This window comes from Pseudonocardia acidicola (genome assembly GCF_012911935.1).
Taxonomy (GTDB): Bacteria; Actinomycetota; Actinomycetes; order Mycobacteriales; family Pseudonocardiaceae; genus Pseudonocardia; species Pseudonocardia acidicola.
Genome location: NZ_JAAXLA010000050.1, coordinates 20,184 through 34,684, shown reverse-complemented (window position 1 = coordinate 34,684; position 14,501 = coordinate 20,184). Strand labels below are relative to the sequence as shown.

The 14,501-nt window shown below is 68.6% G+C and carries 16 protein-coding genes; 3 read left to right on the top strand and 13 right to left on the bottom strand.

Annotated features, from left to right (window positions below; genetic code table 11):
• Positions 1 to 27 precede the first annotated feature (27 nt).
• Genes HF526_RS23170 through HF526_RS23160 form a run of 3 tightly spaced genes read right to left on the bottom strand, consistent with a single transcriptional unit; the run spans position 28 to position 2,463 of the window.
• Entirely contained in the window at positions 28 to 1,221 is a 1,194-nt protein-coding gene (locus HF526_RS23170; protein WP_169383666.1) for an acyl-CoA dehydrogenase family protein, read from the bottom strand.
• Positions 1,218 to 1,634, bottom strand: a complete 417-nt coding sequence (locus HF526_RS23165) for an OB-fold domain-containing protein (RefSeq protein ID WP_169383665.1) — start codon at positions 1,632 to 1,634, stop codon at positions 1,218 to 1,220. The genes HF526_RS23170 and HF526_RS23165 overlap by 4 nt, the downstream gene beginning before the upstream one ends.
• 13 nt (positions 1,635 to 1,647) lie before the next feature.
• Entirely contained in the window at positions 1,648 to 2,463 is an 816-nt protein-coding gene (locus HF526_RS23160; RefSeq protein ID WP_169383664.1) for an enoyl-CoA hydratase/isomerase family protein, read from the bottom strand.
• Positions 2,464 to 2,721: 258 nt separating this feature from the next.
• On the opposite strand from HF526_RS23160, the gene HF526_RS23155 reads away from it, so the two are divergent.
• The 3 genes from HF526_RS23155 to HF526_RS23145 are packed head-to-tail and all read left to right on the top strand — an operon-like array spanning position 2,722 to position 5,928.
• Positions 2,722 to 3,870 (top strand): thiolase C-terminal domain-containing protein, encoded by a 1,149-nt coding sequence (locus HF526_RS23155; RefSeq protein WP_169383663.1) that lies wholly within the window; start codon positions 2,722 to 2,724, stop codon positions 3,868 to 3,870.
• 13 nt (positions 3,871 to 3,883) lie between these two features.
• On the top strand, positions 3,884 to 4,918 hold the full coding sequence (locus HF526_RS23150) for an NAD(P)H-dependent flavin oxidoreductase (protein ID WP_169383662.1): 1,035 nt from the start codon (positions 3,884 to 3,886) through the stop codon (positions 4,916 to 4,918).
• A 2-nt stretch (positions 4,919 to 4,920) separates the two neighbouring features.
• On the top strand, positions 4,921 to 5,928 hold the full coding sequence (locus HF526_RS23145; protein ID WP_338051684.1) for an LLM class flavin-dependent oxidoreductase: 1,008 nt from the start codon (positions 4,921 to 4,923) through the stop codon (positions 5,926 to 5,928).
• Between the two features lie 1,314 nt (positions 5,929 to 7,242).
• Here HF526_RS23145 and HF526_RS23140 read toward each other — a convergent pair.
• The 10 genes from HF526_RS23140 to hcaB are packed head-to-tail and all read right to left on the bottom strand — an operon-like array spanning position 7,243 to position 14,439.
• Positions 7,243 to 8,076 carry an alpha/beta fold hydrolase gene (locus tag HF526_RS23140; protein WP_338051683.1) on the bottom strand — a complete coding sequence of 278 codons (834 nt, stop codon included), beginning with the start codon at positions 8,074 to 8,076 and terminating at the stop codon, positions 7,243 to 7,245.
• Between the two features lie 28 nt (positions 8,077 to 8,104).
• A complete protein-coding gene (locus HF526_RS23135; RefSeq protein ID WP_169383660.1) occupies positions 8,105 to 9,346 on the bottom strand; it encodes an NAD(P)/FAD-dependent oxidoreductase in 1,242 nt (413 codons plus the stop codon).
• Positions 9,343 to 9,657 (bottom strand): non-heme iron oxygenase ferredoxin subunit, encoded by a 315-nt coding sequence (locus tag HF526_RS23130; RefSeq protein ID WP_169383659.1) that lies wholly within the window; start codon positions 9,655 to 9,657, stop codon positions 9,343 to 9,345. Before HF526_RS23130 ends, HF526_RS23135 begins: the two co-directional genes overlap by 4 nt.
• On the bottom strand, positions 9,654 to 10,043 hold the full coding sequence (locus tag HF526_RS23125) for an SCP2 sterol-binding domain-containing protein (protein ID WP_169383658.1): 390 nt from the start codon (positions 10,041 to 10,043) through the stop codon (positions 9,654 to 9,656). Before HF526_RS23125 ends, HF526_RS23130 begins: the two co-directional genes overlap by 4 nt.
• Before the next feature lie 2 nt (positions 10,044 to 10,045).
• On the bottom strand, positions 10,046 to 10,348 hold the full coding sequence (locus tag HF526_RS23120; RefSeq protein WP_169383657.1) for a hypothetical protein: 303 nt from the start codon (positions 10,346 to 10,348) through the stop codon (positions 10,046 to 10,048).
• Positions 10,348 to 10,872, bottom strand: coding sequence for an aromatic-ring-hydroxylating dioxygenase subunit beta (locus HF526_RS23115; RefSeq protein WP_169383656.1), 525 nt, complete (start codon positions 10,870 to 10,872; stop codon positions 10,348 to 10,350). Before HF526_RS23115 ends, HF526_RS23120 begins: the two co-directional genes overlap by 1 nt.
• A gap of 46 nt (positions 10,873 to 10,918) precedes the next feature.
• Positions 10,919 to 12,259: an SRPBCC family protein gene (locus tag HF526_RS23110; RefSeq protein ID WP_169383655.1), complete on the bottom strand. Its 1,341-nt coding sequence runs from the start codon at positions 12,257 to 12,259 to the stop codon at positions 10,919 to 10,921.
• A gap of 30 nt (positions 12,260 to 12,289) precedes the next feature.
• Positions 12,290 to 12,676 (bottom strand): SCP2 sterol-binding domain-containing protein, encoded by a 387-nt coding sequence (locus HF526_RS23105; protein ID WP_169383654.1) that lies wholly within the window; start codon positions 12,674 to 12,676, stop codon positions 12,290 to 12,292.
• 33 nt (positions 12,677 to 12,709) lie between these two features.
• Entirely contained in the window at positions 12,710 to 13,624 is a 915-nt protein-coding gene (locus HF526_RS23100) for a VOC family protein (RefSeq protein WP_169383653.1), read from the bottom strand.
• Positions 13,624 to 14,439 (bottom strand): 3-(cis-5,6-dihydroxycyclohexa-1,3-dien-1-yl)propanoate dehydrogenase, encoded by an 816-nt coding sequence (hcaB, locus tag HF526_RS23095; protein ID WP_169383652.1) that lies wholly within the window; start codon positions 14,437 to 14,439, stop codon positions 13,624 to 13,626. Before hcaB ends, HF526_RS23100 begins: the two co-directional genes overlap by 1 nt.
• Positions 14,440 to 14,501 lie beyond the last annotated feature (62 nt).

Genomic DNA, 14,501 nt, shown 5'->3' with positions numbered 1-14,501 from the left:
CTCCTCGGTCTGCGCCGGGCGGTCCGCTCAGGAGAGAGCAGCCGTCCTGCTCCAGTGGGGTTCGCGCGGGAGCTGCTCGGCGATGATCTTCTGCTGGATCTCGCTGGTGCCGCCGCCGATCGCGAAGAGGCGGGCGTCCCGGTAGAGACGCTCGACCTCGTACTCACGGGTGTAGCCGTAGCCGCCGTGGACCTGGACGGCCAGGCTGGTGACGGTGTTCGCGAGCCGGGCGCTGACGAGCTTGCCGATGGAGCCCTCGATGATCGATGGCCGCCCGGCGTCGACCAGCCCGGCGACGTGCCGGTACAACAGCCGGCACTCGAGGAGACCGCTGGCGATGTCGGCGAGCATGCCCTTCACCGGGCCGATCTGGTTCAGCCGGCTCCCGAATGCGGTGCGGTCCGTGGCGTACCTCGACGCGAGGTCGAGCGCCCGCGCGCACATCCCCGCCGAGATGGCGGGGACCGCCAGCCGCTCGTAGTCGAGCACGTCCATCCCGATCTGCCAGCCGTGGCCGACCGGGCCGAGCCGATCGCTGTCTGGCACCTCGACGTCGTCGAGGACGAGCTCGCACGTGGGCGACGAGCGCAGGCCCATCTTCTCCAGCGCCTTCGGAATCTCGATCCCCGGCAGGTCCATCGGGACGACGAAGGTCGTCAGGGTCTCGCGGATCCCCGGCCCTCCGGTGCGGCACAGGATCAGCAGGCAGTCGGCGATGGCGGCATTGGTGATGAACATCTTGCGGCCGTTGAGCCGCCATCCGGTAGCGGTGCGTTCGGCCTTCGTCGTGATGTTCGCGACGTCGGAACCAGTGTGCGGCTCGGTGACCGCCCAGGCCCCGACCATCCGACCCTCGGCGATGGGCGGCAGCCAGCGGGCCTTCTGCTCGTCCGTGCCGTGCAGACCAACGGCCCGCGCGAGCAGGTAGGTCGGCATGGTCGACATGGCCAGGCCGGCGTTGCCGTAGGCGAACTCCTCGATGCCCTCGTGCATCGCGAGCGAGTTGGGACCGGTGCCGCCGTATCCCTCGTCGATGATCGCGCCGTAGAGCCCGAGCCGACCCACCTCGAGCAGCAGCTCCCGGATCAGGGCCATGTCCTGCGGATGCCGGTCCAGCTCGTGGTTGCGCGGCATGACCCTCTGCTCGGTGAACCGGCGGACGGTCTGGGCGAAGGGCGAGGGCTCGACGGGGCGGGTGGGCGACTGCGCCGAGATGGTCACGATTCCTCCACGATCCGGAACCGGAGTTCGGTCCACTCCGGATGGTCGACGAAATCTGGGGCGACTCTGGCGTCGATCGCAGGCATGCCGGTCAGCCGGGCGACGATGCGCCCACCACCGTCCAGGTCGACCGTCGCGACGGGGTAGGGGACATCGCCGTTGAACGCGGGATCGAACGTGCGGTGGACGACGATGTAGGAGAACACCGTGCCCGTTCCGGAGACCTCTTCCGACCGCCATTCCGGATGCCCGCAGTACGGGCAGGAGGGCATCGCCGGGAACCGCCTCCGGTCGCAGCTCGCGCAGCGCTGCAGGACAATGCGATGGGCGCGCAGCCCGTCCCAGAAGGCCTGGCTGTCGAGATCCGGCACCGGCCGGGGTGCCGCCTGTTCGGTGGCTTCCGTGGTCGTCACGACGTGCTCCTTCTCATCGGCCGGTGAACTGGGGACGGCGCTTGCCGGCGAAGGCCTCGAGCCCCTCGGGGGCGTCTTCGCTGGTGAGGCAGTAGCGGGCGGTGACCTCTCGCTCGAGTCGCAGGCCCTGGTGCACCCCGGTGCCGTCCCACAGGGCCGCGTTCAGGACGCTCTTCGCGTTCGCCACCGCCAGCGGTGACTTCTTGGCGACCTCCGCCGCGAACTCGATCCCCGCCGCACGCAACTGGTCGTCGGCGACGACCTTGCTCACCAGCCCCCAGTCGAGCGCCTCCTCCGGGGTCAGTAGCCGACCGGAGAAGATCAGCTCACGGGCCCGGGCGGGCCCGACCGCACGCGGCAGCAGGGTGAGAACACCGCCGCCGCCCATCTGGCCGAAGGGCAGGTGGGCATCACCGATCTTCGCCGACGCCGAGGCGATCGCGAGGTCGCAGGAGAGCATCAGCTCGATGCCCCCGGCCACCGCGATGCCGTTCACCAACGCAACGAACGGCTTGGGTTGTTGGGAGATCCGGGCGAAGATCCGGTGCAGGTCCTCGAGGAACTGCGGGAAGTCGACGGTGTCGCGCTGCAGCACCTGGTACTTCTTCATGTCCCCGCCGGCGGAGAACGCCTTCCCGGCGCCGGTGATCGCCACCACCCGGACCATCGGATCGGCGGAAAGTTCGTCGAAGATCCGACCGAGCTCCAGGCCCGTGTCCCAGTCGAGGGGATTCATCTCTGCGGGCCGGTTGAGCGTCACGAGCCCGAGCGACGAACCGCGATCGTCGACCGGGATCCGCTCAACGAGAAGCCTGTCGTTCTCCGGCATCGTCCGCCCTCCAAAGTGGGCCATCGGCGTCGCGCTGGCCGTCGATCGGGGTCACTGTCCGCTCCGGCCCGCAGGAACTGCTGCCGCGGACCGAGCGCTCTCTAGCTGCGGCGATCACGCACAACCCGGCGCGGTCAGCAGCTCGAACGCGAACTGAGGCTAACACTGGGTCACTAACTGACGTCAAGGAAAAAGTTCGAACGACTGGTTGACTGACGTCGAGCGACGCGCTTATGTTCCAGACCTCTAGGAGGTGCGATGAGAACAGCTGCTGTCGCCGGCGTCGGTTATACCGAGCTGAGCAAGGCGTCCGGGCGGACGGTCCTCGATCTCGCGACGGAGGCCGGCCGGAAGGCCGCCGAGGACGCCGGGGTCTCCCTCAGCGACATCGACGGGGTGGTGAGCTTCAGCGTCCTGGGCGACTCGGTCTCGAGCGAGGCAGTAGCCACCTCACTGGCGGTGCCGGGCCTTCGCTTCGTGATGGACTTCCAGCAGGGCGGGCAGTCGCCCTGTTTCATGGTCCAACAGGCGGCGATGGCCGTGGCCCAGGGCTACGCCGAGAACGTGCTGGTGTTCCGGGCGCTCAACGGCCGCTCGGGCATCCGAGTCGGCAGCGGGGCGTTCCCCGGCGGAGCGGCGCAATACCGGTACCCGATCGGCTACAACGCCTACCTGATGTACATCGCCATGTGGGCGCGGCGCTACCTGCACGAGACCGGAACCGGCCCGGAGGCTCTCGCGGCCGTCGCGGTAGCCCAGCGCGCCTACGCCGAGATCAACGACCGGGCCATCCAGCGCAAGCCGCTGGACCTCGACTCGTACCTGGCCTCACCCATGATCGCCGACCCGTTCCGCGTCGCCGACTGCACCAGCGAGGTGGACGGTGCCTGCGCCGTCCTGGTGACCAGCCTGGACCGGGCGCGGGACCTCCGCCAACCCCCGGCCGTGATCGCCTCGGCGGCCTACCGGGCGGGCGCCCGGCCGGGCCTCGACATCGGCGACCAGCTGCTCTACGACGACTACACGCGGAACTTCACCAGCCTGCTGCGTGAGGAGCTCTTCGGCCGGGCTGGCATCTCCACGGGTGACGTCGACTTCGCCCAGATATACGACTGCTTCACCAGCGTGGTGCTCATGGGCCTCGAGGGCCTGGGCTTCTGCGGGCGGGGTGAGGCGGGGGACTTCGTGCGGTCGGGCGCGACCGGCCTGGACGGGAGCCTGCCCGTCAACACCCACGGCGGCCTGCTCGCCGAGGGATACCTGCACGGGATGAACACCGTCGCCGAGGCGGTCCTGCAGATCCAGGGTCGAGGTGGAGACCGTCAGGTACGCAAGCACGAGATCGGCGTCGTGACCTCGGGCGCCCTCGTCGACGGATCCGCGCTCGTGCTCACCACCGACCGATAGACGGAGGAACATCATGGCCGAGCTGTCCAACCGGCTCACCGCACTGCTGGGAATCGAGCACCCGATCATCCAGGAGGGCATGGGGCCGTTCAAGACCAATCGCATCGCCGCGGCGGCCTCGGCGGCCGGTGGCCTCGGGACCGTCAGCATGCCCGGCATGACGAAAGACCCGAAGGTGGGTTCCCGACTCCTGCGCGAGAACATCGAGCAGGTCGCATCGTTGACCGACCGCCCGTTCGCGGTGAACGTGCCGGTGGGCCGCGACGACACCGGCACCGTGCTGCCGGTGAGCGAGGCCTACATCCGCGCCGCGGTCGAGGCCCGCAACTCCGACAGCGCTCTGTCTCGACAACTGGTCGCGCTGACCACGAGTGCCGGCTTCCCCGGGGAATTCCGCGCCCTGATCCGCGACGCCGGCCTCATCCACATGCACAAGGTGGGATCCACCAAACACGCGCGGAAGGCCGAGGACGCCGGTGTCGACGTCGTCATCGCCTCCGGCTACGAGATGGGTGGACACACCCACGCGACCCCGATGCACACGTTCGTGCTGGTTCCCAACGTCACCGAGGCCGTCTCGGTCCCGGTCGTCCTGTCCGGCGGCGCACGGGACGGGCGGACCCTCGCCGCGGCACTCGCGCTCGGCGCCAGCGGGGTGGCAATGGGCACCCGCTTCATCGCCACCGAGGACAACACCGACTGGCACGCCTCCTACGCCCAGAAGATCATCGAGGCCGACGAGGGCGACGACACGGTCTTCCCTGCTGTCTACGGGCCCGCGCGCGGCCTGCACAACGCGGGGGTCGACCGGCTCCTGGAGATCGTCCGCACGAACGAGATGAGCCACGACGAGCTCACCCGCTGGAAGGACGAGGCCCTGATCCGCGCCCAGGAAGACGGCGACGTCGAGAACGGGGTCATGCCAGCCGGGCAGGTCGCCAGCGGCATCCACGATCTGGTGGCGATCGGCGAGTTCGTGCCGCGCATGGCCGCCGAGGCCGCCGACATCCTGCGCCGGCTGGCCGGCGTCGGCCAGCCGGTCCACTGATCGTGCCCGGCATCGTCCTGCTCGGCGGCAACCTCCGCACCGTCGTCGATCTCACGGCCCGAGCCGAGGCGGCAGGATTCGACTCGGTCTGGACCACCGAGTTCTACGAGCGGAGCGCAACGGTCTCCCTCGCCGCGATGGCCCAGTGCAGCAAGCGGGTCACGATCGGCAGCGCGATCGCGTACGCCGTGGGCAGGTCGCCGCTGGTGTTGTCGGCGGAGGCTCGTGATCTGGACGAGCTGTCCGGCGGTCGGCTGATCCTCGGGCTGGGTACCGGCACCCGCACGATGCAACGGGACTGGCACGGCGCCGATCCCGACGCCCCGGCATTACGCGTCGAAGAGTTGATCCCGCTGCTGCGGCGCTTCTGGTCCATGGACGACCGCGGGATCGATCACGACGGCCGCTTCTACTCCGTCCATCTGAAGCCGACGGTCGATGTCACCCCGCCGCTGCGCACCGACATGCCCGTCTACCTCGCCGGGGTCAACGCCCGCATGATCCGGGCAGCGGGCACGGTCGCGGACGGCCTCGTCGGTCATCCGATCTTCACTCGACGCTATGTCGAGGAGGTGGTGCGCCCGGCGCTGGCCGCAGGCGTCGACCGGGCCGGCCGGAAGGAGGCGGACGTCGCGCTGGCCGGATATGTCATCTGCTCCATCCACGACGACCCCGCGGTGGCACGGGCCGAGGCCAAGGCGCAGATCGCCTTCTACGCCGTGGTCCGCACCTATGCCGCGGTGTTCGCCCTGCACGGTTACCAGCGCGACGTGGAGAACATCCGCACGGCATGGCAGCAGCGAGACCGGGTGGCGATGATCGCAGCGGTGCCTGATGAGCTCGTCGACGTCATGGCAATTACCGGCACGCCAGAAGAAGTCCGCCAGCGGTTCTTCGAGGACTTCCGAGGCATTTACGACCACGCCCTGCTGTACTCGCCCAGCTTCGGCCTCTCGGACCAACGATTCGCAGATAACCTGCAAGCGATCATCGAAACGTTCGGCCACTGAGCAGGCCCACAGCGAACTCGGACCGCTCGCGGTCGAGTACGGGGCATCGTGAGCCGGAAGGTTTGCCTGCTGAGTGGGCCCTGAAAGTGAGGTCCCCGAGACCTCAACTGACCTGGGCAGCAACCCGGCGACCAGTCCTTCCGGCGATCGTCGCCGCGTTGCTCCTCAACGCGCACGCCTCATCGATCGATCCGAGTGGCATCAGTCTCGCTACACGTCGAGGGCAAGACTCCGATCCATTGGGCCGTGACACCACTCATGACGCGAAATGCTGTCACTCACCGAGGCCAGAGTCGACAACCGCCTCGTCACCGCACAGAGTTTCTGCAGATCAGACATGGGCCCTGGGGATCGAGCCCCGAACCCGCGGATTAAAGGCCGTCGGTAGGTCTCGCCTACGGCATCTACCACCGGCAACAGCAACGGCGCTGACCTACTCGGCCACCCTGGTAACACCAGTTCACACGGTTTCATGTCACGACTCGCGTCACGCCGCGGCCTCGATGACCGACCATCGTGATCGTCTCCACGCCGCCTGTGGCCTGTCGGCCCGACCCGTCTGGGGTGGCGGGCGCTGTCCCCGCCGCCGCAAGGCGACCCGGTACGGCCGGCGAGACTCGCGGTCATCGGCGGCGCGCAGGGCCGTCAGCGCAGCTGGTCGCGCAGCGACACCGGCATCGACGTCGTCCGGGGCCGGTTCCCGGATAACCCATTCCCCCGTTTCCGGCGCCGCGGCGTGGTTCCCGGACTCGGCGCTGTCGGCGGGCTGCGCACGGTGGGCCTGCGAGACGGCATGGAGGTTCGTCGACGAGTTCGTCCGCGCCGTCGGCCTTCAGCGACCTCATCACCCCCTGCGGCTCGACTCTGAAGCTGCGGGTCAAAGGAGGGAGGTTACCCGCATCACAGAGCCTCTACCAGCGACAACAGCATCGATGCCAGCCGCTACACGCTCCGGGCTCACCAGGGATACCAGGGTTTCCTGCCATAGCTCCAGTCACGAGACGCCCACGCATCAAGTCCTGCGCCATCGCCGCGGTCGTGGACGGCCTGACCACCAGCGGGCGCCGCCCGGCGACCAGGGGAGACAGTGACCGCGCCAGCGCCGCCGCCTTTCCCAACGGACGGACCTGTCGCCTGCCAGTACTGGGCCGCCGAGCGGCAGCTCGAGGACATTGAGTTCGCCGCGCACGAACTGCTCCAGCACTTGGAGGATTTCCGAGGCTACGCGAACATCGCGATCCGCGGCTACGTGCGGGCACCGCCCCGCTTTCAGAAATCGATCGCGGGGCGGCGTCGCGATTGGGGCCCTCGAGCCTACCGTCCTGTGAAGAAGTCGAAGGCCAGCCGGTTGAACTCCTCGCGCCGCTCCGACTGTGCCCAGTGGCCGCAGCGGGAGAAGACGTGAAGGTCCGCATTCGGCATGCGCTGCAGCGCGAGGAGACCGCCGTCCACGGGAACCACCCGGTCGTCGCGCCCCCACACCAGCAGGGTCTGGTGGTGCACCTCGTGGAGGTACCTCCACAGTTGGGCGTCCGGCGACGACATGATCGACTGGACAGCTCGCAGGGCTCCGGCGCGCGCGTCGGGGTCCAGCGCCGCCTCAAGCCGCTCCGTGATCAACTCTTCGGTGACCATCGCGGGGTCGAAGACCATCATCCGGACGAAGGCAGCCATTCGCTCCCGGGACGGTCCGGGTGCGTCGTAGAACGAGGAGAGGATCTTCAGCCCCTCGCTCGGGTGCGGAGTCAGGACGTTCACCGACACCCCGGCGGGTCCCATGAGGATCATGCGGTCGATGCGGTCGGGGTGGTCCAGTGCCAGCCGCGTCGTGGTCCCGCCGCCGAGGGAGTTGCCGACGAAGTGCGCCTTCTCCACCCCGAGGACGTCGAGCAGTTCGGCGACGCACCCGGCGGTGAACGTCCAGTAGTCCCCGTCGAAGTCCGGCTTGTCGGACCGCCCGTACCCGGGCTGGTCCGGGACGACCACGCGGAAGTGCTCGGCGAGCGCGGCGACGTTGCCGCCGAAGTTGCTCCACCCGGACGCGCCGGGGCCGCCGCCGTGCAGCAGGACGAGGGTCTCGCCCGCCCCGGCCTCGTGGACGTGTAGCTTCGTTCCCCGGACCGCCACGGTCCGGCTGGTTACGGTCACGGCACCGGCCGTGAATTCGTTGGTCATCTCATTTCCCACCATTCCGGGACAACAGAGCTTTCAGGTCGGTGCTTTCGTCGGCGATCGACGCGCGGTCGACCACTACGCCTCGACCGATCAGGCGTTTCGCGACGGCGATGTCGCGGGCGGTGTCCATGCCGAACGCCGCCACGACCCGGGACCCGCTGAGATAGAAGATCGAGAACCGGCTGTCGTCCGGGGCTCCGCGCAGCACGACTTCGTCCGCGTCCATGGGCAAGCCGGCCATCTGGAGGTTCACTGAGAACTGGTCCGACCAGAACCACGGGATCTCGCTGAACGGCGTGTCCGCGCCGAGCACGTTGCATGCGACCGCGACGGCGTGGTTCTGCGCGTTCTGCCAGTGCTCGGGCCGGATGTGTCGCCCCAGCGCCGGTTCGAACCGGTTGGCGACGTCGCCCGCGGCGAAGACGAACGGGGCGTCCGTGCACCCGCGCGCGTCGACGCGCACACCGTTGCCGGTTGTGAGACCGGCGGCCGACGCCAGGTCGTCGGCGGGCACGGCGCCGACACCGGCCACGACCACGTCGGCGTCCCAGCGCCGCCCGTCCTCGGCGCTGACGGTGACCCCCGCCGCGGACGCGCGCACGCCCGCGACGGGGGCCGAGGTCACGACGTCGATTCCGTGGTTCCGGTAGAAGTCCGCGAGGATTCTCGAGGCGACGCCGCCGAGCGACCGCGCGAAGGGGCCCTCGGCGGCCTCGAGCATCGTCACCGAAGCGCCCCGGGCCACAGCACCCGAGGCCGCCTCGGCCCCGATGAACCCGCCCCCGACGACGAGCACCGACCCGGCCGTCGCCAGGCGGGCGCGCAGCCGGGCCGCGTCGGCGAGCGTCCGGAGCACGAGCACCCGGGAATCGGGGTCGTCGCGGCACCCGTCGAGCCGGCGCGCCACGGCGCCGGTGGTCAGGATCAGCGTCTCGAACGGGTGTCGGTCCCCCCGGGCATCCTTCACGCGACGGTCGTGCAGGTCGACGCCGGTGATCCGGCAACCGAGCCGGAGATCCACGTCGTTGTCCCGGTACCAGGTCTCCGGGTGCACCAGTAGTGTCGCCAGGTCCGGCTCCTCGGTGAGGAGCGCCTTGGACAGCGGTGGCCGGTGGTACGGGGCCGTGGGCTCCTCGCCGAACATCACGATCGTTCCGGCGAAGCCCTGGCCGCGCAGGGTCTCCGCCGCCCGGGCGCCGGCCAGGCCGGCGCCCACGATCGCGACGACCTCACGGGCGCTCATGTCGTGACGTAGACGAACTCGCCGTCGGACCGGACGCCGAAGCGCCGCAGCGGGTGCTGCGCCGGAAGGCAGACCGCCGCGCCCGACCGGAGGTCGAACTGACCGCCGTGCAGCGGGCACTCGATGACGTGGTCCTCCAGGAACCCTTCGGCCAGCGACGCGTCCTCGTGCGTGCAGGTGTCCTGCACCGCGAGGATCTCGCCGTCCACCAGGAACACCGCGATCGGGCCGACCTCGCTGGGCACCCGCACTCCCTCGCCGCCGCGCAGGTCGTCGAGGGGGCAGCGGGCGATCTCCTGTGCCGCGCTCATGCATCCCAGTCCGTCGGCACGTCGGCGAACTGGTGCAGCGCGGCCTCCAGACCCTTGAAGTGCCGCAGCGCCGTGGTCAGGCTGCCCTTGAACTTGATCGGCCCGGTCACGGCCCGCCGGACGCCCATCTCCTTCATGGCGACCTTGCGCCAGGTCTCCGCGGGCGCGGCCAGGTTGAACTTCGGGTCCTTGCCGTCCAGCTTCGGCCCGGCGTAGTCGATGATCCCGTCGTTGTTGACGTGGATGTGGACGGGTGCCCGATCTCGGTCCGAGACGGACATCTCGACGATCATGTCGAGGCCCTTGGTCCCCTCGATCGCCTTTGTGTTGTCCTTCCAGACCTCGGCGTAGTGCTGGATCCAGTCCTCGCTGAGCAGGGGATACACGGCTACTCCTTGAAAGAGGGGAAGTGGGTGCGGTACTCGGGGCGCAGCGCGTCCCAGGCCTGGGAGTCACGGGCCGCGTCCGCGAGGAAGGCCCAGAACTCCTGCCGCGCGTGGCAGAGCAGGTCCAGGGCCGTCGGATCGAGGAAGATCTCCCGATTCGACCGCTGCGACGTCACCCGCAGCCGGGAACCGTTCGCGGTGGTGTCCACCGCCACCCGCACGCCGGCGTACTCGTTCTCGACGCGCAGTTCCGGGCCCGCGGACCCGGCGGGCGCGGCGGCGCCCTGCCCCCGTCGACCCGTCATCAGAACAGCACGCTGATGTTGTCGGAGGTGTAGACGTTGTGGTCCAGGAGAATCTTGCGCTCCAGGATGCGCCAGGACGCTCCGTCTCGGACCAGGATGTCCTCGCGCGCACCGTAGAAGGTGTGCTCGGTGGCCTCCAGGCGGGAGCGGAAGACCACGAAGTTGGACGCCGCCGCCACTCGGCCGTCGCCGGCGTCGGTCGCCGTCACGTTCGTGATGAGTCGGCGGGTGCGCGACGGGGGGATCTCGGCCCAGGCGCTCTTGGCCGACAGGCTCGTGACGCGCAGTTCCAGCGTGCCGAAGTCGTCGTCGAACAGGGCCAGCTCACCGCGCTGCATCCGGTCCGGGTCGCCCTCGCGGGTCACCCGCACCGGCGCCCAGTAGGTGCTCTCGGTGGTGAACAGCTCGATCCACTCGTCGAACCGGCGGTCGTCGAGCAGGCGCGCCTCGTGGTAGTAGAACTGCGCGACCTCCAGGGAGAGCATCGCGGCGTCGGCCGGCCGCGCCTCGTCAAGCAGAGTCATGCGATCGCCAATCTGGTCGTGTGGTCGGACGGTGCGGAGCCGGGCGTCAGCCCTGCGTCGGCGGGAGTCCGGCGTCCGGTCCCGCCTGCATGAACCGGGCCCACAGCTCGTAGAACCGGCGCTGGTTGTTCTCCGACCAGATGCCGCCGGCCACGCCCGGCGCATCGTCGTCGCCGACGATCTCCGCGGCGGACTTCTCCAGGCCCAGGCCGAGCATCATGTTGCTGTTCAGCTGGCGGCCGATGAACCCGCGCATGCCGTTCTGGCACTCGCGCCAGTTCTCACCGTCGTCCTGCTCCAGCAGGCCGGCCGGGCCGAAGGTGAGCTCGTACTGCTTGCGGACCGTGTCCTTGACGTCCTCGGGCAGGCTGCGGTCGAGCACACACCACTGGTGGATGAGGGTCCGATCCGGTCCCTGGGGGTGGTGCACCCGCATCAGGCGGAACTGCTCGAGGTCCAAGAAGGCGAACGTCGGGAACAGGGCGCCGTGGCCGAGCGGGATGAGCCGCGCCAGCGCCTCGCCCTTCTCCCCGGCCACCCGCCTGCGGGTCTCCGCGAGGTACTCGGTCTGGATGTTCGGCAGGGTCCAGTAGGAGTGCAGCGGCTCCTCGCCGCCTTCGTCCTCCGCGACCGGGCGGGTGAACGCGTGGCCGACGAAGCCCATACCCGCCGAGATCTGGTAGCCCTCGTCGGGCATCGCCTGCATGACCCCCAGTTCCGCAGGCCGCGCGTGTGAGTGCTCGACGTGGTACATGTCGCAGGCGAAGTTCTCGCTGGCGAACTTCCAGTTGGTGTCGACCGTCCAGCGGTGCGCCCCGGGGACCACCTCGATCCCTGCGGGGTCGCGCGCGAAGACCAGGTCGAAGTAGGTTGTGAAGTCGCCGAGCCACTCCTCCAGGGACGGGCCGTCGGCCGCCCAGTTGCCGAAGACGAACCCGCGGTAGGACTCGACGCGGGTGACCTCGCGCAGGCCCCACTCCTTCTTGTCGAGCACGCCGGCGTAGCCCAGCCGGAACTTCGGGACGCCCTCCAGCTCACCGGCGCTGGAGTAGGTCCACGCGTGGTAGGGACACTGGAAGAAGCTGGTGTTGCCCTCGTCGGAGCGGCACACCCGCATGCCCCGGTGCCGGCAGGCGTTCAGCATTCCGCGCACGCGGCCGTCGTGGCCCCGGGAGAGGATGATCGGGTCCTCGCCCATGTACGTGGTGATGAAGTCGCCCGGCTCGGCGATCTGGCTCTCGTGGCCGAGGAACAGCCAGGTGTTGGCGAAGATGCGGTCGAGCTCGAGCGCGTAGACGTCCTGGTCCACGAAGATCGAACGGCTGACCAGGCCCTTGTCGTACTGGACTGCACCGACCAGGTCGCGCAGATGTGAGCCCACTGTCACGGCGGAGCTCCTTTCGAGGAAAAAGCTCGGTTAGTAGGTGATGTCGAGGTTCTCTTCCACGCGCGCCAAGAGGTCCAGCGCTTTTCCGAGGGACATCATCTTCTCAATGTTCCCGGTCACCTGCATACGCCCGGTCATGGCGGCTGCCTGGCCGGTGAGCTGGCCACGGGAAATCGTCACATTGGTGTCGTAGTCCAGCTTCGCGTTGATGTCGGCAGTGTGCGCTGGGGCACCGATCCGAACGGCGAACGAGTCTCCGGAAAATTCCATGTGATAGATGTCGGCAGTCGGGCTGTCGGGAACAGAAAGCTGAAATATCGCATGCTGTCCGGCCGCCGCAGCCATAAATGCGGCGTGCTCGCTCGCGGCAGCTGTCAGGCTCTCCGCCCAGTCATCGGAGAGGAATCGAACCGGCAAGGGTACTCCTTTATTGATCGAGCTACCAATGGATCAGCGTGGTGCTGCCTCGAAAGCGCCGGGGGGCGTTTGGGCGATCATCTTGTGTCCCCAGATGCTGGGCCGGTCGTACTGCGCGACGGACCAGTCGGTGCCGACCGAGATCGCGCCCCACCCGTATTCGATGTCGAACCCGGATGGCGAACGGACGTAGAACGAGACCATCTGGTCGTTCACGTGGCGGCCCAGGGTCATGGAGATCGGAATGGAGCGTTCCATGCAGAGGTCGTAGGCCAGACCGACGTCGTCGATGTCGGCCACCTCCAGCATCACGTGGTGCAGCCCGCGGACTCCGGGGATCTGGGTGAGCGCCAGGCTGTGATGGCGGGGGTTGCAGTGGTAGAAGACGAGGTCGATGAATGTGAAGATCTCATCGCTCTTCTTCAGCCCGAGGCCGCCGGTGTAGAAGGACTCCGCCTCCTTCAGATCCGGCACGGCGAGCACCACATGGCCCAGGCCCTGCTCGCCCGTCACGAACCCGGAGATCGGACGGCCAGGCCGGAAGGTCTTCGGCTCCACCTTCTGACCGGACACGATCTCGTGCCTGATCCCACCTGGACCGTCGGCCACCACCATGGACAGGACCCGCCGTTCCTGACACTCCTCCTCGGTACCCCAGCGGCTGGACAATCCGTTCCGCTGTAGGACCTCGAAGCACCTCCCGAGCGTGTCCTGGTCGCCCGCGTCCCACCCTAGGTAGAGCAGCGAGTTGCGCTCGCCGCGGTGGATCGCGAGCCGGTGGTACTGGTCGTCCATCCGCAACTGCAGGACGTCGTCGCGCTCGCGCTCGCGGACCTCCATCCCTAACACCTCGGGGCCGAAGGCCTCCCACTCGGCGAGCGCCGGGGAGGCGACCCCGATGTAGGCCAGTGACTTGACCACCTGCGGTATCCCTTCATTGGTCGTCATCAGAGATCGATTCCCCCGGCCGCCTGCGCCAGCCCGCGGACCTGCATCCCGCCATCGCTGTTGATCACCACGCCGGTGACCGCCGCTGCGTTCTCCGGCGACGCGAGCAGGACGTACGAACCCGTGTGGTCGGCGGGCTGCTGGACGATCCCGAGCGGGTTCGTCGCCCGCACGAGATCCGGAAAGTCCGGAACGTCGAGCAGGGAGGTCTCGGCGTGACCGAGCGAGCTCGCGCCCCGGAGATCGGTCAGCGTGCCGCCGGGCGCGACACCGTTCACCCGGACCCGGGGGGCCAGTTCATAGGCCAGCTGGCGAATGAGCCCGACTGCGGCGTGCTTCGATGCCGTGTAGACCGCTCCCCCGCCGGCGGGCAGGAACGCCCCGTTGGACAACGTGAAGGTGATCGACGGTGAGGTGCTCTCCAACAGCGCCGGGAGCGCTGCCTTCACGCCCAGCAGGTATCCCTTGACATTTACCGCGAAGATCTCGTCGAACGAGCTCGCCAAGGTTGCGCCCGGGGTGGTCGCGACAGGTGCGAAATAGTCAAAGATCCCAGCGTTTCCGATTAACGTGTCCAGGCCACCATAAGCTGCGACCGTCGCCGCCACCGCCCGTTCGTTGTCTTCGAACGAGGAGACATCACCGTCGACGGCGACGACGTCCGGAAAGTGTCCGCACAACGCCGCGATGTTCTTTCCGGAGGAATCAAGGACGGCGACCCGCGCGCCTTCTTCCAGGAAACGTTCCACAACCGCGCGGCCGATTCCGGAGGCACCCCCCGTCACGAGCACACTACGTCCCTCAAGCCAGCCCATGAATCTCTCCTTTGCGTGAGCCGTGTCGTCCGGGCCCACACCGGCATCGCTGCCGTTGATTC